Annotated in this window: 14 protein-coding genes and 1 riboswitch; of the genes, 1 reads left to right on the top strand and 13 read right to left on the bottom strand. The window is 46.2% G+C overall.

Features of this window, described 5'->3' with window-relative positions; all coding sequences use genetic code 11:
- Nucleotides 1-72 precede the first annotated feature (72 nt).
- The 11 genes from thiC to htpG all read right to left on the bottom strand — a co-directional run bounded on the left by thiC (nucleotide 73) and on the right by htpG (nucleotide 14,111).
- Nucleotides 73-1,866: a phosphomethylpyrimidine synthase ThiC gene (gene thiC, locus J2T20_RS12165; RefSeq protein WP_307588649.1), complete on the bottom strand. Its 1,794-nt coding sequence runs from the start codon at nucleotides 1,864-1,866 to the stop codon at nucleotides 73-75.
- A gap of 108 nt (nucleotides 1,867-1,974) precedes the next feature.
- Nucleotides 1,975-2,081, bottom strand: a riboswitch (TPP riboswitch).
- A gap of 454 nt (nucleotides 2,082-2,535) precedes the next feature.
- Nucleotides 2,536-3,981 (bottom strand): S-layer homology domain-containing protein, encoded by a 1,446-nt coding sequence (locus J2T20_RS12170; RefSeq protein ID WP_307588651.1) that lies wholly within the window; start codon nucleotides 3,979-3,981, stop codon nucleotides 2,536-2,538.
- Between the two features lie 108 nt (nucleotides 3,982-4,089).
- Nucleotides 4,090-4,353, bottom strand: coding sequence for a zinc ribbon domain-containing protein (locus J2T20_RS12175; RefSeq protein WP_307588653.1), 264 nt, complete (start codon nucleotides 4,351-4,353; stop codon nucleotides 4,090-4,092).
- 24 nt (nucleotides 4,354-4,377) lie between these two features.
- Nucleotides 4,378-5,085: a DUF554 domain-containing protein gene (locus tag J2T20_RS12180; RefSeq protein ID WP_307588655.1), complete on the bottom strand. Its 708-nt coding sequence runs from the start codon at nucleotides 5,083-5,085 to the stop codon at nucleotides 4,378-4,380.
- Between the two features lie 21 nt (nucleotides 5,086-5,106).
- Entirely contained in the window at nucleotides 5,107-6,516 is a 1,410-nt protein-coding gene (locus J2T20_RS12185) for an NAD-dependent malic enzyme (protein WP_307588656.1), read from the bottom strand.
- A gap of 14 nt (nucleotides 6,517-6,530) precedes the next feature.
- Nucleotides 6,531-7,469 (bottom strand): aminoglycoside phosphotransferase family protein, encoded by a 939-nt coding sequence (locus J2T20_RS12190; protein ID WP_307588658.1) that lies wholly within the window; start codon nucleotides 7,467-7,469, stop codon nucleotides 6,531-6,533.
- On the bottom strand, nucleotides 7,466-8,707 hold the full coding sequence (locus J2T20_RS12195) for an MFS transporter (RefSeq protein WP_307588659.1): 1,242 nt from the start codon (nucleotides 8,705-8,707) through the stop codon (nucleotides 7,466-7,468). Before J2T20_RS12195 ends, J2T20_RS12190 begins: the two co-directional genes overlap by 4 nt.
- 177 nt (nucleotides 8,708-8,884) lie before the next feature.
- Entirely contained in the window at nucleotides 8,885-10,003 is a 1,119-nt protein-coding gene (locus J2T20_RS12200) for an ABC transporter permease (protein WP_307588661.1), read from the bottom strand.
- A 2-nt stretch (nucleotides 10,004-10,005) separates the two neighbouring features.
- Nucleotides 10,006-10,935 carry an ABC transporter ATP-binding protein gene (locus tag J2T20_RS12205; protein ID WP_307588663.1) on the bottom strand — a complete coding sequence of 310 codons (930 nt, stop codon included), beginning with the start codon at nucleotides 10,933-10,935 and terminating at the stop codon, nucleotides 10,006-10,008.
- Nucleotides 10,936-11,024: 89 nt separating this feature from the next.
- Complete coding sequence (locus J2T20_RS12210) at nucleotides 11,025-12,074, bottom strand: DUF116 domain-containing protein (protein ID WP_307588665.1); 1,050 nt, start codon at nucleotides 12,072-12,074, stop codon at nucleotides 11,025-11,027.
- Nucleotides 12,075-12,230: 156 nt separating this feature from the next.
- Nucleotides 12,231-14,111, bottom strand: coding sequence for a molecular chaperone HtpG (gene htpG, locus J2T20_RS12215; protein WP_307588666.1), 1,881 nt, complete (start codon nucleotides 14,109-14,111; stop codon nucleotides 12,231-12,233).
- 637 nt (nucleotides 14,112-14,748) lie between these two features.
- Between htpG and J2T20_RS12220 the strand changes: the two genes are divergently transcribed.
- A complete protein-coding gene (locus J2T20_RS12220) occupies nucleotides 14,749-14,889 on the top strand; it encodes a hypothetical protein (protein ID WP_307588668.1) in 141 nt (46 codons plus the stop codon).
- Nucleotides 14,890-15,051: 162 nt separating this feature from the next.
- Here J2T20_RS12220 and J2T20_RS12225 read toward each other — a convergent pair whose 3' ends face one another.
- Complete coding sequence (locus J2T20_RS12225; RefSeq protein WP_307588670.1) at nucleotides 15,052-15,504, bottom strand: HEAT repeat domain-containing protein; 453 nt, start codon at nucleotides 15,502-15,504, stop codon at nucleotides 15,052-15,054.
- A gap of 196 nt (nucleotides 15,505-15,700) precedes the next feature.
- Nucleotides 15,701-17,989, bottom strand: a complete 2,289-nt coding sequence (locus J2T20_RS12230; RefSeq protein ID WP_307588672.1) for a nitric-oxide reductase large subunit — start codon at nucleotides 17,987-17,989, stop codon at nucleotides 15,701-15,703.
- Nucleotides 17,990-18,364: the final 375 nt, after the last annotated feature.

Genomic DNA, 18,364 nt, shown 5'->3' on the forward strand with positions numbered 1-18,364 from the left:
TTTTAGGATGCTATCTCTAGATTAAATATATGATTCTGGATTAACCGACTGAACTACAATAGTATCGATTTGTTATTTATAAATCACGCTTCCGCCTTCTTTGAACTCTTCTGCTTTACCTCTCATCCCGGCCGCAACGGCCTCTTCACTCGGCTGCACTTCCTTCTCGTGTTCTTGCTGCTCCTGCTGTCTCGCCGTATCCCGGATATCATGAGAAATTCGCATGCTGCAGAACTTCGGACCGCACATAGAGCAGAAATGAGCGGTCTTTGCTCCCTCTGCAGGAAGGGTCTCATCATGATATTCAAGCGCCCGCTCCGGGTCGAGCGACAAATGGAACTGGTCACGCCAACGGAATTCGAAACGTGCTTTCGAGAGGGCGTTGTCCCGATCCTGTGCACCCTTGTGACCTTTCGCCAAGTCGGCCGCATGGGCAGCAATTTTGTAGGTTATAACGCCCTCCCTTACATCATCCTTATTGGGCAATCCCAGATGCTCCTTCGGAGTAACATAACAGAGCATAGCCGTGCCGAACCAACCGATCATAGCCGCTCCAATGGCCGAGGTGATATGGTCATAACCGGGGGCAATATCTGTTGTTAAAGGACCCAGTGTGTAAAAAGGAGCGCCATGACATAGTTCAAGCTGTTTATCCATATTCTCTTTGATCAGATGCATCGGCACATGGCCCGGCCCTTCCACCATTACCTGAACATCATGCTTCCATGCCAGTGATGTTAATTCTCCCAACGTTTCCAGCTCAGCAAATTGGGCTTCATCGTTAGCATCAGCGATAGAACCCGGCCGCAGCCCGTCCCCCAGAGAGAATGCCACATCATAAGCCTTCATAATCTCGCAAATATCCTCAAAATGGGTATAGAGAAAGTTCTCCTGATGATGTGCGAGACACCATGCCGCCATAATTGATCCACCCCGTGAAACAATACCTGTCATCCGTCCTGCGGTAAGTGGAATATAACGAAGCAGCACTCCGGCATGAATTGTAAAATAGTCTACTCCCTGCTCCGCTTGCTCGATGAGCGTATCCCGGTAAACCTCCCAAGTTAGATCTTCAGCCTTCCCGTTCACCTTTTCTAAAGCCTGATAGATTGGCACCGTTCCGATAGGTACAGGGGAGTTGCGGATAATCCACTCGCGGGTAGTGTGAATATTTTTGCCTGTCGATAGATCCATAATATTATCTGCTCCCCAGCGGGTGGCCCATCTCATCTTCTCTACTTCTTCCTCGATAGACGAGGATACGGCGGAGTTGCCGATATTGGCGTTGATCTTCACCAGAAAATTTCGCCCGATAATCATAGGTTCACTCTCAGGATGATTAATATTGGCTGGAATAATTGCGCGACCGCTGGCTACCTCATCTCTAACAAACTCAGGTGTAACATTCTCACGGATGGCTATAAACTCCATCTCAGACGTAATGATCCCTTGGCGTGCGTAATACAACTGGCTGACATTCCGGCCTTTTTTGGCTCTCAGCGGACGCCGCTGCAATCCCGGAAATATCTCCACATCCGACTTACCTGAGGCAATTCCATTATCCTCCGGTTTGATAGCTCTTCCCTCATAGGCTTCCGCGTCCCCACGACTTCCAATCCATAAAAAACGATGAGGCGTTAAGCCCTGACGGATATCGCTATGTGCTTCGTCGTTAGTATAAGCCCCGCTAGTATCATAGACACGAACAGGAGCATTCTCTTCTTCTCCGGCAGTTCCCGATGTTCGGCTTAACGTAATCTCGCGCATCGGCACTTGAATATCAGGGCGCGATCCCTCCACATACACCTTACGGCTTCCTGGAAAAGCCGATAAATCAACCGTATCCTTCTTCTCTTGGCTAGACATTTACATTCCTCCTAAATGTTGTGTAAGCAATAAATAAGAGTGCGCGCAAAAAAGCCGCTCCACAATGGAGCGGCTTTATCCATAAACGGCCAAGGCCAACAATGAAAAAAGAATCCGACTCCACTTTCCTACGCTGGTATAATCCAGATCAGGTTCAAGGGTCCAGGAATTCAATTTTCCCGTCTCAGCCCATTCAGGCTCCCCTAGTGGTTTCTTATTTAAGTTAGTTATAAGTTACAGAGAAAACCATCATTTGTCAACTTGGGTCTTATCGAATCATCTTGAATTCTTAATTTAAGCAGGTGAGATTATACTTTTAAATTGGGTAGGTAGAAATGAGTTACGGAGGCGAAATAAGTCTCAAAAGTATGGCTGGGCCTGGGGGTGATCTTGATTTAGTTGTACTTTATACATCTACTTGGTGCAAAAACATTTCTCGCAGGACCTTAGTTGTATTAAGTGCAATTAAAATTGGGCAAAGGAGGCATTATCGTGGAGTATCAAAGATATAATTGCACATTGTGCAACTATACTAAGTGATTGGGGTAAGTTAGCTGTTTTAGTTGTACGAAGTACACTTAAACGCTTAAACTGTTCTCTCCGATGAATTGATAATCCTGTATGTCCCACGCCAAAAAAAGCCACTCCTACGGAGCGGCCTTTCACTGCCTAACGATATTCCAATTTAAGCGAAAGCGACATGCCATTATATGAATATGAATAACCGGATAACACTTGGCTCGTGGCCATTGCAGCAGTAAGATCAGCCAGCGCATCTCCCTCGTAAGCAGGTTTGATGTCCAACTCCGTCTCATGGGCTGCAATGGTCTTGGCAATCCTATCCTTTAGCTCCCCGGCGCTGTGCACAGCAAGACCTTTATACTCATAATAATTTTTTGATATCGCCGTTGCTTCAGGCCACTTCGCTGTTTCCCAGATATGATCCTTCATCAGCTCCTTATCCGTAACGTTGAAGTAACTGTATATTAATCTTCCCTTTTCATCTGGAACCGGATCATCCCAAGTAACGTCCAAATTATAATACTCATTGTCAATTTTCACTTTATTCCACGCATGGCTTATACCGTCCGCCGTTCCAATCACAATCTCTGAGTCTATACCGGCCAGCTCCAGCAGCAGATGTGCTGTATAGGCGTAACCTTGGCATACGGCACTTCCGTTGAACAGGACACCATAGGCGCTGAACACGTCGTCCGGCAAGGTATCCTTCAGATAGTTGTCGTAATCGTAAGCGGTGTGAAGAATAATATAGTCATGGATGGCGATCTCCTTCTCCATATCACTCATGCCCGGCTTGATAATATCTGCAGCTACCCGTGCCGATTCCTCATAGATCTTTTTCGTACGGTCATCCTGAAAGAGCAGGGGTTTGACTGATTGCTCGACGGCCTCCAGCAGCTCATGTTCATTTCTGACAAAGACCGGCCCATAGAGATCATAGATCCGAAAAGCCAACACGAAGATTTGCTCACGCGATGCTTTAGCCTTCGGTTGGAACGCTATCCCTCCCTTGGACTCCGTCCCTTGTAAAATACCGCTGGAGGACAGCTTGTTCACAGCACTACCCGCCCAGCTTGCCACAGCACTTGCGTCCGTGAATGCAGGTGGACTGCTACTCTTCAATCTATCAGCTATACCCGCCTTTTGAAGCGTGTTATATAACATGACCGCAATTTGCTCACGGGTGACAGGCTCATTCGGCGCAAAGCTATTGTTGCCCATTCCTCCGACTATGTTAAGCGCGTACGCCTTTAAGACATTGTCATCTTTCGTATCCTTAAACGGATTCGAGGCAGGCATGACTGCCTTGAGTCCCGTCATATTCTCATATAAACGAACAGCAATCTGGCTTAGCTCCGCTCTTGTAATTGCGTTCTGAAAATTACTCATAAGACCATAAGGAACAAGGTTCTGTGCATAGGCTTTGGTAACCTCTTCGGTCGCCCATCCGCTTGGCTCATTTCGACCGGCAGCCGAGGTACTCACAGGATGGATCAGCAATATATTCGAGGAGAGCAGCAGGCCTGCTGTGAAGGCTACCAGCTTATGAAGCTTCGGGTATTTTCTAGCGTTGTCCCTTATCATGAATGTCATATCCCCATTCTCCTATTCCATAGATATTCTGATCATTATATCGACAGAATTTCTAGATTAGTTGAGAGGACACTCGCAGGAACAGGTTCTACCACCTCGTACAAGCAGTTATTTTGTCCACCGCTCAAGCTTTGGAATATTACGTGTAAAGAATCCGGTCATGAACTTAGGAAAACCGAATTCAACCAGTTTCTGCTGAACTCTTGCTTTCATCATTTCCGGGGTAAGATCGGGCTGGGTGAACTCACCACTTTGGTAGCAGTGACTGCAATATTTCTTACTTTTACTGCCATCTTCCTCAGTCCCGCCGCGTTGTTCGTCACGAGCAAGCGGCATGCCGCAGCTCTGGCAATTCTTATATTCTTTTTCCATTTAGACTAAAGCTCCCTTTCGCTTCTATTGTTGGAATGCAAACAGTACAGTAACTAATAATACGGCTATTATTATTCCCGGAAGAAGATTAGCTACTTTGATTTTGGTGATTCCGAGCAAATTCAAGCCTATAGCAGCAATCATGATACCACCGGTAGCCGTCAATTCACTGATACAATTACCCAGTAAAGCCTCGGGAACAAACCGGGTAATCTGTGTGGCTAACATTGCAATAGAGCCCTCATAGACAAGAATAGGAATGGCTGAGAATAACACGCCGACTCCCAAGGTAGTCGTTAATATAATCGCTATGAATCCATCCATAATCGCCTTCGTGTACAGAATGTCATGATTACCTTTGATGCCGCTATCTAAAGCACCCAGAATACCCATCGCCCCTACCACAAAAACCAAGCTGGCGGTTATAAATCCCTGCGAGATACTTCCCGGTTCATTGGAACCGATTCGATTCTCCAGCCACTGACCTGCAGAGGTGAATTTATCCTCTAGAGTAATGAGTTCCCCGATAACAGCACCAATTACCAGACTAAGGATAACAATAAGGAAATTCTCGCTCTTAAAACCCATCTGTATACCTAGAACGACAATGGCTAGGCCGATTCCGTTCATGACCGTTTCTTTCATGCTTTCCGGAATACGGCGCAGCAGCCGTCCTAATAAGGTACCAACAATTACAGTGATTCCATTCACTAACGCCCCTAGCAAAACCATTCCTTCACCCTACATTTCTATCTATGATATTAAATCCTTTGGTATACGCCGTGCCATATCTGTTGCAATCGCCGCTTTAATTACGGCTATTCTTACTTGCTCCACAACCTTCTCGTTAAAAATACTCGGAATGATATACTGCTCATTCAATTCATCCTCATGAACAACTGAAGCAATAGCCTTGGCTGCAGCCAGCTTCATTTCCAGATTCACGGTTCGGGCCCTGCAATCCAGCGCCCCGCGAAAAATCCCCGGGAAACACAGAACATTATTGATCTGATTCGGGAAATCACTTCTGCCGGTCGCCAGAACCCGGACATACGGTTCCGCTAATTCAGGCTCAATCTCCGGATTCGGGTTAGCCATCGCGAACACGATGCTGCCCTTAGCCATACTTTTCACATGATCGACTGTCAGAACACCACCGCCGGATACTCCGATGAACACATCTGCACCCTTGATTGCTTCCGTCAAACCGCCAACCAATCCTTCCGGATTGGTCACCTCTGCCAGCCGAAGCCATTCTGCATGGGAATACTCTACCCCTCGCCGAAGTATGCCTTCCCGATCCACAGCCACGATATGGCTGGCACCCGCCGCCAGCAGCAAATTGCAGATAGACACTCCCGCTGCTCCGATACCGACAACTACAATTCGGACTGTAGCTATAGACTTGCCAACCACCTTAAGGGCATTCAGCAGACCCGCCAAAGCAACGATAGCGGTACCATGCTGGTCGTCATGAAAGACAGGGATGTCCAGCTCAGCGGCAAGCCGCCGTTCAATTTCAAAGCAGCGCGGGGAAGAAATATCCTCCAGGTTAATGCCGCCAAATCCAGGCGAAACAGCTTTAATGATGCTCACAATTTCATCCGGGTCCTTCGTATTCAGGCACAGTGGAAAAGCATCGATGCCTGCCAGTTGTTTGAACAACATCGCCTTTCCCTCCATCACCGGCATCGCCGCCTCCGGTCCGATATCACCCAGACCCAACACGGCCGTACCGTCCGTTACAACCGCTACCGTATTCCGTTTCATGGTCAGCGAGTAGGCTTTGCTCGGGTCCTCAGCGATAGCCGTACAGACACGGGCCACACCAGGCGTATACACCAGGGATAGATCCTCCCGGTTCTTAATCGGCATCTTGGGGGTAACCTCAATCTTGCCGCCGAGATGTGCCAGAAAGGTACGGTCAGAGACGTTAATCACTTTAATCCCGGCCATCTCAGCCAATTCGCTTACCACATCTTCATTCCCCGCATCCAGCACATTCACCGTAATATCCCGAGTCGTCACATCCTTGCCTGCACGAATGACGTCAATGGCCACTATATCTCCGCCGGCGGTGGCAATTTTGGAGGCAACATGCCCGAAGGACGTTATGGATTTGCGTATTTCGAGCCGGATAATTATTGTTGTTGAGATCGACATGATGAACAGCCCCCTTAGTGGTTGTATGGATCCTCTGAACCTTCTGAACCCTCTGCATACCAGCGTGGAATGACTCTTTTAAAATGTTCATAATCTTCAAAGGCTACTTTGCATCTGTCTATCATACCCTCTACTTCAGAAGCTCCGAACGGAATCGCCCATACGATGGAAAAGAGCGAAGCATACGCCACATAAAGCGCTTGTCTGGTCCAGAACTCGTCAGGGGGAGCGCCTTCGAAATACCCGTCGATTTTACCTCTCGCCAAAGGAATACTCCACTCCCGGTCAAAGGACTGCAGCTTATAGAACTCCTCTACATAATCACCACTGTCACAGCGGTTGAAATCAATGACTCCAATTTGCCCTTGATCGGTGTACAGCAAGTTCCCTATGTGGTAATCCCCATGGCGGTAGACCTCCCCCATATGGCTGAGCCGTCCTATATTCTCTTTGACAAAAGCAATGGCAGTCTCATCCCCCGTTACCCGGTACGGACAGCCTTCGTACTCCTCTACACGGGAGAGAACTTTGGTGCGCAATTGCTGCTCCCAACCGGGATTTTTAGCCGGGGTCGGTATGGAATGTATTCGTTTTAAAATCTGACCAGCCTGAATCCCCAACTGATACTGCTCTGTTACAGGTAAGGACAACAGGCATTCCTCTAGCGGAAGTCCTTCTACCCAAGTAAGCAGCATATACGTATTCTTGCCCTCGTTGCATATACCAAAATCAATAGCCCGCGACATCGCAAAATCTAGCTGATTGATAACCTTAACCCTGTTATACTCCGCCTGCTTTGCGTCAAATTGTTCTATGCCGGACAGCCTCAAGAGCAGCCTTTGGCCATCCTCGCTCTCGACATCATATTTCAAATCACTTGACCAGCCTTTAAGCACCGGTTCGAGCTTCTTCCATGTTTCTTGATGGGGAATCCCCGTTACGTGGTTGCTCAAGATTCAGCACCCTCTCTTTCCAGCTTGGAAGCGGGTTTTCCAGCCTCTATAAGTACCTTGCTTCCCAATAGAAAAAATCCTTGTATGAAGAGCAGGGCTCCTGTTCCGATAAGCATCCATTCGATCTTGATAAAGTCGGCCATAGGTCCAAACACCAGCATACCCAGCGGCATCATTGAGCTAGAAATCATCCCTAGCACCCCGAATACTCTGCCCAGAAAGTCAGGATCAACCTTCTCTTGCAGCATAACCGTAGAGGGAGTATTGAACATCGGCATCACCAGACCCACTAAACCCATGACCAACAGATAAATCCAGAAGACAGGAATAAGCCCAAGCGCAAAAGTCCCTGCCCCAATAGCCAGACTGGAAAGTGTCATGGTATGTACTTTATTGCGGAATCCACCCCAAGAGGCCATAATCAGCCCGCCGCTCATCATCCCTATGGAAAAAGCTATCTCAATGGCCGTAAGCCGCCAAATATCATTCCCAAATGATCGTGTAACCTGCAGCGGAGTTAGAAAAGCAACAGGTGCAGCGAGAATAAAGAAAAATGCACAGAAGATAAAGAAGGTTCTGATAAAAGGATGACTCTTAATATAGGCAAAGCCTTGCCGCAGGTCACTTATATAACTTAAAGCCTGCTTCTGAGCTGCCTTAGCATGAACCGGTACATGAAGGAATAATATCAGAGTCACTATGGCAATGATTGCTGTAATCACATCGATAAAAAATATGGCCTCAATGGATGCCACCGTAAGCAATGCGCCGCTCAGCATAGGGGATAACAGCATCACCAACGCCTGAATACTACCGTTGGCACCGCTTACCTTCGTTAGTTTGTCCTCTGGGACAAGCTGCGGAATAAATGCGCCTACAGCCGGCGTTTGGACTCCGGCACCGAGCGCGCGCAAGGCAGAAGCTGCAAAAAGAAGCCACATGGCATCGAAGCCCATGAGGAACAATATCGCCAGAATTAACGTGGAGACGGCAATAATAGAATCCGATAAAATAATGAGCATTTTACGGTTGTAGCGGTCCGCCCAAACTCCCGCAAACGGAGATAGGAAAAACGTCGGTAAAAATCCGCATATAATGGAAATCGTCATCATAACACCGGATTGCGTATTTAAGGTAATATACCAAAGAATGGCATACTGAACCAGCGAGGAGCCAAATAAGGATATCGTCTGGCTGGCGAGAAATAGCACAATGTTCTTTTTCCAATTCGGATTCATGTTCGGACAACCACTCCCTTAACACCGTTTTCAGTATCGTATCACAGATTGAATTGAAATCGGAAACGGAATACTGCTCTATGTACGTCAAAAGACCGCCATCTCATAATAGGTAGCGGTCCCTTCACTCTTCATTCCCCAGTTCATCTAACAATCACTATAACGTCACCTGCAAAATCAACGAGCCTCCACCTTGCCTTTTCGGTAAATAAACGCACCTAGTGCAAAGGCGCCTGCACCCCACAGTGCTAATATTCCCATTCCGCTCCAGAAGGTAGAGGTGAGAAATCCGGATCCGTATACCATTCCGTCCCGCATGCCTTCCACGAAATAGGTAAGCGGAATCACTTGAGTAACAGGCTTGAGCCAATCCGGTAATCCGCTGGTTGCGAAGAAGATCCCGCTTAGGAACATCATCAAAAAGCTAGTGATATTGGCCAGCCCCATGTAGGACTCGATGGATTTACTGAAGGAAGAGAATAAGTACCCCAGTGCATTAAACGCAAGCACCCCTACAAAGAAAGCCACAATTAACGTTGGAAGGTCCATATGCAGGTTCGCTCCGAATCCGAATACCCCAATCAAGCTTAAGAGTACAATTTGTACAAAGCTCAGAATAAAACGGACCATCATCCCTCCAACTCCGTACAGTCCCATGCGCATCGGAGTCAGACGAAGGCGTTTAAGCAGACCCGTTCTGCGCAGCTCAACCATATCAACCATACCGAACAGCCCCGCTTGGGCAACCGACAGGGCAATCATTCCGGTTAATAAAAAGTCTGCGCTGCTTAGGTCCTCATCCCCTCCGGATACTACAGAAGACTGTAGTTGAAAGGCAGGTTCAACCCCTGCGGCAGCAAAGCTGGCTTGCTGGACATATTGCTGCAATATTCCCCTGACGGCCTGAGATGTGGCATTATTCTCATTCTCGGTATTAACGATTAACTGAATATCACCGGCCTCTTCACTCTCAGGAAGAATGATGACAGCATCCACATCTTTATCCTTAATCCATGTATCTGCTTGTTCACTGCTGACGGCTTGCTCCGTCTTCCATTCGAACACGGGTACTTTTCTAAGTCCCGCTTCGAACGAGTCGGCAGCGGCATTCGACTGCGGCTTCACCAACGCCACCTTTGCCTTGAAGTCGCTGCTGTCTCCACCTCCAAAAATAACCATGAATATCACCATCAGAATAACCGGAAAAAATAAATTCCAGAACCAAACCTGCTTCTCCCGAAACATCGTTTTCAATTGTGCCAGGAACAGCTTCATTAGCTGGTTGCCAATCTTCATTCTCAGTCCCTCCATTCTTTGCCTGTAAAGGCAATAAAGACGTCTTCAAGGCTCATCTCGCGAATGGATACATGTTCTACTCGGTAGCCCTGCTCCTTGGTAAACCCGAGTAAATCATATAATGATTGCTCCGGCTTCACCGACCATAACGTCAAATTGGCTCCATCCCGCTCCATACGAACGATATCGGGTTGACTTTGGATAGCCTTCTCGGTTTGGCTGGCTGCTTCCTCTCCATCGTGGAACGACAGCCGCATCTCACGTTCCTGAGTCAATCTACTGATTAAGGCAGCTGGTGTGTCCAGGCTGATAATATGACCTTGGTCTACAATGCAGACGCGATCACTCAGCTTCTCAGCCTCTTCCATGTAATGCGTGGTCAATATAATGGTGGTGCCAAGTGCCTTCAGCTTCATGATGATGTCCCATATATTGCGGCGTGCTTGGGGGTCGAGGCCTGTTGTAGGCTCATCCAGAAAAATAACCCGCGGATCATTAATCATCGCCAGACCAATAGCCAATCGCTGCCGTTGTCCGCCAGAGAGCGACTTCACACGTTTACCGCGATGCTCCGTCAGGTTAATCATCTCCAGCACTTCACTGGTTTTCCTTGACCGAGGATAAAAGGAAGCGAATAAGTCCAGATTTTCTTCAGCGGTCAGCAATTCGAATAATGCGCCCGATTGCGGCTGTACACCAATCAAGGTTTTGATCTCACTCTCATCCTTCTTCCAGGTCAGCCCGTTTATGGAGATAGCACCTGCATCCGGCTCCTGCAATCCTTCAATCATCTCCAGCGTTGTTGTTTTTCCCGCTCCATTCGGCCCAATAATAGTAAAAACCTCTCCAGCTTCTACCGTAAAGTTGATATCCTCCACGGCCTTCACTGTCCCGTACGATTTCCTTAAATTTGTTACTGTTAGCACAGACATAATATCCCTCCCGCACATCCGCTAATTCTTCAAATCTAGCTTCATTATATTCTGAACTGTTGAACAGCCTGAACCGTCTGGAAGCCGATTTAACATCCGCCTTCAGATGTAGATGTTTGATCTGATTGAGAAACTGTAGGGTCAGTCAGTAGCAGAATTTGCAATCGTTCCAGATCAAGACTTGTCACGATCCCTGTCTTATGCCAATGCTTGATGCAGCCTGCATAATTCAGCAGCACACATTGGGGCTCGTAACCTAATTCCTTGGCTTTATAACCTCCGGAGATCAGATTCAGCACACAAGCAACCCCAATAATCCCTACCTCTCCGTCTGCCATATGCTGCTGTCCAAACGCCGTGGAAGCATGCGGAATGATCAATACTTTATAACCCTGTTCCCTCCCCATTTTCGTGATCGTGTTCACCTGACAGTCATTCGAACAGCCTCTGCATACAAGGCCTTGCTCCATCGGAACAGCTCTGCAGGCTTCATTAGATTTCAGTCTCATACAAATCGGAAGAAACACTCTTTTTTCCTTGGTTTCTAAAAATGCGCTCCTGAACGTCCGATTCATGATCTCTGCACCCACCATATTTAAATGATATTCGACCCGCTCGCGCGTGCAGAAAATCAGGTTTTTCTTCCCTGTCAGGCTTAGGCGATGGCTATCAATAAACGAATTCACATGGAGCGTGTAACGGCCTATTGTCTCCTCGCTTCTCTTATCGAACCAGTTCGCCAGCTTCATTGCTTTTGACAGTCTGTGTTCAACTTCTCTCCGAGGCTTGCCTTTCAAAAAATCATACCAGATCGTCATTCTTTGACTCTCTTGCTCGAACTCCCCGGAGGCCCGTAGCCATCCGATCAGCTTCCCAAATGAGTCCAGATTAAATTCGATGTTGCCATAGACCCTCCACAACACACCGATCATTAATAACTCCAACTTATATATTTCGGCTCCCATAGGCTTCAGATTTCTGTCAGCCATATAACGGCTAAATTCTTCGATCCCATCTTCTTCGCTCATTTGATTCAATACTTCTTCAGTAAATGCGGCTGCATCGTCATAATATCTATGGCTGTCTGGGCTATCTCCATATAAGGAGTAGGTTACCGTCTCCATTCCACCAGTCTCCATCCCACCAATCCACCTCCCACACTTTACCAGTAAGGTATCATATCCTTATCTGGGTGGCAGTGACCTTTTATTACGGATTTACAAAAAAACAAATAACCCGCATGGGCACGAGGCCATACGGGTTATTTATGCTTGCGATCTTTTCGCTAGTTTAGTTTACACCATGATTTTGCAAATATCATTCGTGAATTCTACAGGATCGCCTACAGGCAAGCCTTCGATCAGGAGCGCCTGATTGTACAACAGGTTCGTGTACAAGCCCAACTTTTCTTTATCGTTCGCTTGTGCATTTTTCAGGGACTGGAACACCTCATGATTAATGTTGATTTCCAGCACCTTATCCGCTTTTACATCCTGAGCGTTAGGCATAGCCTTGAGGATTTTCTCCATCTCGATGGACAGCTCACCCTCAGTGGAGAGGCATACCGGATGGGTTTTCAGGCGTTTAGATGCCTTAACGTTCGTCACCTTGCCGGACAGGATGCTTTTCATGGATTCAAAAAGATCCTTGTTCTCATTTTCTTCCGCTTCAGTAGGCTTATCCTTCTCATCGGTTTCAATGCCAAGGTCGCCGCTGGATACGGATTTGAACTCTTTTTCCTTATAATTCATGATGATGTTGATCGCGAATTCGTCGATATCGTCCGTGAAGTACAGAATCTCAAATCCTTTATCCAACACCATTTCGGTCTGCGGTAGCTTCTCGATTCTTTCGATTGACTCCCCGGATGCATAGTAGATATACTTCTGATCTTCCGGCATTCTTGATACGTATTCGTCCAAAGTAACCAGTTTCTTCTCCTTGGATGAATAGAACATCAGCAAATCCTGCAGAGTTTCTTTATTAACGCCATAGTCGCTATACACGCCAAATTTCAACTGTCTGCCGAAGGATTTATAGAATTGCTCGTATTTCTCTCTCTCATCCTTCAACAAGCTTTGCAATTGACCTTTAACCTTGTTCTTGATGTTCTTGGCGATCAACGTTAATTGTCTGTCATGCTGGAGCATCTCACGCGAGATATTCAGGGACAGATCCTCGGAATCCACCATACCTTTAACAAAGCTGAAGTAATCAGGCAGTAGGTCGGAACATTTGTCCATGATGAGCACACCGTTGGAGTACAACTCTAGCCCTTTTTCGTATTCCTTTGTGTAATAATCGTATGGAGTATTCTCCGGGATGAACAGGATTGCATTGTAAACTACGGCACCATCAGCACTGATATGAATATGCTTAAGTGGCTTGTCGAAGCCGTAACGCTTCTCCATATAGAAGTTATTGTAGTCTTCGGGAGTCAGCTCACTTTTATTTTTACGCCAGATCGGCACCATGCTGTTGACGGTTTGTTCTTCGGTAACTTCTACGAATTCATCTTCGCTGCCTTCTTTCGGCTGCTGGCTTTTTACGTCCATTTTGATCGGGAAGCGGATGAAATCGGAGTATTTTTTGATAATCGACTTCAGGCGGTATTCTTCGAGGTACTCATCATATTGATCGTCTTCGGTGTTTTCCTTGATTGTCAGTACGATCTCGGTTCCCACGGAAGCTTTCTCAGTCGGCTCAATGGTGTAACCGTCTGCACCTTGGGATTCCCATTTGAAGGCCTCATCACTACCCAAAGCTTTACTTGTTACAGTAACGGTGTCCGCCACCATAAAAGCAGCATAAAAACCCACTCCGAATTGACCAATGATATTATGTCCGTCTTTGGCTTCATTTTCTTTCTTGAAGGCCAGGGAGCCGCTCTTGGCGATAATTCCGAGGTTATTGTCCAGATCTTCCTTAGTCATCCCGATACCTGTGTCGGAGATTGTTAAAGTTCTGTTGGCCTTATCTACAGTGACTTTAATGTAATAATCCTCTTTATTGAACACCAGTTGCTCATCGGATAATGCCTTGTAGTAGATTTTGTCGATGGCATCGCTGGCATTGGAAATAAGCTCTCTCAGGAAAATCTCCTTATGGGTATAGATGGAGTTAATCATCATTTCCAGCATTCGTTTCGATTCGGCTTTGAACTCTTTTTTTACCATGGATCGGTTAATTCTCCTTTCAATATAGGGAAATAAGATGGTGGCTGAGAAAAAGTTATGTAGCTGCGCTTATTAGGCAGCTTGTCCAGGAATTAGCACTCAAGTAATCAGAGTGCTAATTCCTCTTTTTATATAACATATACAGAATTGGGAGTCAAGATTTCGATGGAAAAAGGTGGGGAATTCGGCGCAAGGTAGCGTATGTTGGCTCGTATAGAATCTAGCCTCGTTGCTGCAATTACGACTATTCTGATGCCTTACGAGGCTACCTACGTATGCCGCCAACACGCCAATTTAGTGGGAAAACTTCCCTCTAATTCATCGATTTAGCCTCTTTCATGAGGATTAGAGGGAAAAATTCCCTCTAATTTCTTTCAAAACCTACTATTCTGGTACCTTACGCCGATTTAGTGGGAGTATTTCCCTCAAAATCATCAATGTGGCCTCTTTCGTGAGGATTAGAGGGAGAAAATCCCTCTAATTTCTATAGATCATCTATTTGGGTACCATACGCAACTACAACGCCAATCAAATGAAAAATTCTAATTAAATCGATGGCCACGGGACGACCTGCGGTGGTCATTGGACAGTAGTTGGTTGGGGCGGTTGGGGCGGTAATTAGGTGTTGATATGCTAGTTGCGTGGGGGACTTCGGACAGCGGTTGGGCTGGAAATGTTGGCGGTTGTTGACATTTTTGTAGAGACGTTTGTTCAGAAGGTTATTGAGTTGGTTGAATATTTGAAATGCTTGTTTCCCGGCGGTTGGGGCGGTGATTGAAACACTTGTTTCATCGGTGATTCAGTCGGTGGTTCGGGCGGTGGTTGTAGCGGTTATTCTTTACTGTAACCAGCAAAAAAACCTCTCTAGTTAAAGAGAGGTTCTAATTGCTTCACATGCCATCCAGCATTTGTGATCTCTAATTACTTGGCTGATCTGGATTTATCTTCTGCCGGTTGCCGGAGCGTCTTCCCAGATCTTTTGCAGCCACTTGTCAAAATCAGCGCCCTTTTCGCCTTCGTAGATGTCGTATACGTCCACACGCATCTTCTTCAGCTTCTCTTTGAACTCTTCATACGTATGATCTTTTGGGAGACTCTTCTTAATTCTCAATACGATTTTGGATACGCCTTTAACCAATTCAGGTTTGTTCTTCGACGGTGCTGCGATCTCTTCGCCAAATGCTTTCAGCTTAAGGTACGCTGCCTCTTGAACGGTATATACAGGATCGCTCGTCACTAAGCGCGTCAGGATATCAATAGTTTGTTTGTTCTTCCACTGGCCCAACTCTTCAACTGCAGCCAAACGTGCTTTCCAATCCGCAGTGCGGTTGGCGGCTTTTTTTAGTTCCTCATAATTTTCCGGCAGTTCGTATCTTGATTCTTCGTTTTCCATTCTTTTCAATCCCCTTCTATTTCACATCCAATACCTAACAGTAACAGTATAACCCTCAGTTGCGCAAGTGATAAGGTAGAAATTATAGTAGTTTAGGCCCGGCGTTTCTTGATTCGGAGACTGCTTATCGGCATAGACTGAAACCCAAGAGAAAAGAAGCAGGGTTACTTTCCGCCTACTTCTTATTTTTCGAACTCTATTGTCTATTCTTATGAACGGAGTCCGAAGGAGTATCCTTAACATACGATTTCCCTGTCTTCAGCCCAATGATGAACCAGACTAAACCGGCAACGCCTACTGAGAAAATCGTATCCCCAATCACACGCATCCAGACGAGCTTCTGCATATAGCCAAGATGAAGGAACTCTGTCGAACGAGCATACCACATGCCATGTTCCATACTTGCTAAAGTCTGCAGTATTCCAACAGGCAGCAGGCTTAGCAAGCCCATGGTTAACAAACCAATATTTAAAGACCAGAAGGAAAAGCTAAGCAGCTTTGTTTTCCAAGGTTTTGTCCCGGTTAAACCTCGCAGACAGAACAGCAGCAATCCTATACCCAGCATACCGTACACTCCGAAAAGTGCCATGTGTGCATGTAACGCGGTTAAGTTCAGTCCTTGCATATAGTAAAGAGCAATAGGCGGGTTGATTAAAAATCCGAAAATGCCCGCACCTAACAGGTTCCAAAAAGATACTGCAACGAAGAAATATATGGGCCACTTGTAACGTGCAACCCATACTCTGGCTCGTCCCAGCTTCAAGTTCTCATAAGCCTCCATGCCGATCAACAATAGCGGCACAACCTCCAGCGCGCTGAAAACAGCCCCGAATGCAAGTACGCCCTCCGGTGTACCCGCAAAGTAAAGGTGATGAAATGTGCCAATAATACCTCCCGCTAAATAAATAACAGTCGAGAATAAAACAGTTGAGGTAGCTGTTGAGGTACGAATAAGACCCATTCTCGAGAATAAGAAGGAAATGACAACGGCAGCGAATACTTCAAAGAATCCTTCCACCCAAAGATGAACGACCCACCATTGCCAATAACTCACAATACTCATGTGCGTGTTCTGTCCCCACATTAAACCCGGCATATAAAAGATAGGTATGGCTACGGAAGCAATGAGGAATAAACCCAGCATATGTCTGTCTTCACTTTTTTTCCGGATCGCAGGCCAAATGGCTCTCGCTATAAGAATGAACCAGAGGAATAATCCGACGGCTAAGAAGATCTGCCATACTCTACCTAAATCTATATATTCATACCCCTGATGCCCAAAATAGAAGTTATGCGATAAGCTGCCGATATACCCTTTTACAGCTAACCATTCACCAGCCATGGAACCAACAACAATGATCAATAAACAAACGAACAAGAAATTCACACCAAAACGTTGATATTTGGGTTCATAGCCTGAAATGGCTGGGCCGATATAAAGACCTGTAGCAAGCCATGCCGTAGCAATCCAGAAAATCCCCAGCTGCTGATGCCACGTCCGAGTAACCGCATAAGGGAACCACTCTGCTATAGGAATTCCATAAAAGGAACCTCCTTCTACCGCATAATGTGCAGTAATGATTCCTAAGCCGACCTGGACAACGATGAGCGCAGCAACTACCCAGAAATACTTAAGTGTAGCTCTCATAGATGGAGTAGATTTAATATTTAATAAAGGATCCTTCTCGGGGGCAATCCCCTCATCCTCATGATTTTCTTTACCACGCAGCGCGGCATAATACCAGACCATTCCACCAACACCCGCAAGAAGCAGAATCACACTTAAGATCGACCAAATAAGCAGTGAATGGGAGGGTTCGTTATCGATTAACTCTTCTCCCGGCCAATTGTTCGTATAGGTGACATCCATTCCTTCCCGATTCGTTGATGTTGACCAAGTTGCCCAAAAGAAAAAAGCTGCAATTTTGCGGCGATCTTCCAGACTTTCTATAGAATTCGCCGGCAGAGCGATTTGTTCTCGATAAGTCGCTAGACTAGGGTCATCGCCAAAAACTTTGTTATAATGGTCACTAACGTTATTTATCGCTTCCGCTCGGGTGGCGGAAACTACAATTTCATCCTTTGATTTATCGTATGTGTTGGTACGGATTTCTTTCTTCAACTGCAGTTTAAGCAATAGCTGCTGTTCTTCGGATATTTTGTCATACACAGCGCCATACTTCTCCATAGCCCATTTATCCAAAATAAATACCAGTTCACGATGAAGACCATCCGCAGTCCAGTCAGGTGCAACATAAGCGCCATGCCCCCATACACTCCCGACCTCTTGACCGCCCATTCGCTTCCAGATATTCTGCCCTTCCTGGATATCACTCTTGGTATAAATCACCTCTCCGGCATCCGTAACGATTTGAGTCGGAATGGGCGGCTTTTCCTGGTAGATACGTCCCCCAAAATATAAAAGTACCGCGAAAGAACCGATAAAGACAACTGCTAACCAAGCCCACAGCTTTTTATATTGCATGTGTTCACCTTCCCCCTCAGGTTTCTATTTCTCGACAAAAAAAGAGCGCCGCTATGTTTGGTAAGAGGAATTTTTCAAAAAATTCAACACCAATCCAAAGAGACGCCCTATCAAGACAAATTTAAAAATCAAACTACAAAAATTACCATGTCACCTATTACCCTCTAGTAAGAAACTCCAAACTTTCAATATCACATTTTAATTAAAATCACTGATTTATACCTGTTTTTCCCACCAATTTTTAAGGTATTCTCCATCAAAAACCTATGTTAGCCTATATTAGGAAAGCGCTTTCAACTCAAGGGATGCGGGAGGTGAACACGTAAAGCAAGTAAGCCGTACACAATTTGTACTGCATTATATCACTGTGGAACG

It is taken from the genome of Paenibacillus wynnii (assembly GCF_030812855.1).
GTDB classification, from domain to species: Bacteria; Bacillota; Bacilli; order Paenibacillales; family Paenibacillaceae; genus Paenibacillus_AQ; species Paenibacillus_AQ wynnii_A.

What these genes read in the sequence shown, in the direction of transcription:
- thiC (WP_307588649.1), bottom strand. Translation starts at nt 1,866, where the DNA reads ATGTCTAGCCAAGAGAAGAAGGATACGGTTGATTTATCGGCTTTTCCA.
- J2T20_RS12170 (WP_307588651.1), bottom strand. Translation starts at nt 3,981, where the DNA reads ATGACATTCATGATAAGGGACAACGCTAGAAAATACCCGAAGCTTCAT.
- J2T20_RS12175 (WP_307588653.1), bottom strand. Translation starts at nt 4,353, where the DNA reads ATGGAAAAAGAATATAAGAATTGCCAGAGCTGCGGCATGCCGCTTGCT.
- J2T20_RS12180 (WP_307588655.1), bottom strand. Translation starts at nt 5,085, where the DNA reads ATGGTTTTGCTAGGGGCGTTAGTGAATGGAATCACTGTAATTGTTGGT.
- J2T20_RS12185 (WP_307588656.1), bottom strand. Translation starts at nt 6,516, where the DNA reads ATGTCGATCTCAACAACAATAATTATCCGGCTCGAAATACGCAAATCC.
- J2T20_RS12195 (WP_307588659.1), bottom strand. Translation starts at nt 8,707, where the DNA reads ATGAATCCGAATTGGAAAAAGAACATTGTGCTATTTCTCGCCAGCCAG.
- J2T20_RS12200 (WP_307588661.1), bottom strand. Translation starts at nt 10,003, where the DNA reads ATGAAGATTGGCAACCAGCTAATGAAGCTGTTCCTGGCACAATTGAAA.
- J2T20_RS12205 (WP_307588663.1), bottom strand. Translation starts at nt 10,935, where the DNA reads ATGTCTGTGCTAACAGTAACAAATTTAAGGAAATCGTACGGGACAGTG.
- J2T20_RS12210 (WP_307588665.1), bottom strand. Translation starts at nt 12,074, where the DNA reads ATGGAGACTGGTGGAATGGAGACGGTAACCTACTCCTTATATGGAGAT.
- htpG (WP_307588666.1), bottom strand. Translation starts at nt 14,111, where the DNA reads ATGGTAAAAAAAGAGTTCAAAGCCGAATCGAAACGAATGCTGGAAATG.
- J2T20_RS12225 (WP_307588670.1), bottom strand. Translation starts at nt 15,504, where the DNA reads ATGGAAAACGAAGAATCAAGATACGAACTGCCGGAAAATTATGAGGAA.
- J2T20_RS12230 (WP_307588672.1), bottom strand. Translation starts at nt 17,989, where the DNA reads ATGCAATATAAAAAGCTGTGGGCTTGGTTAGCAGTTGTCTTTATCGGT.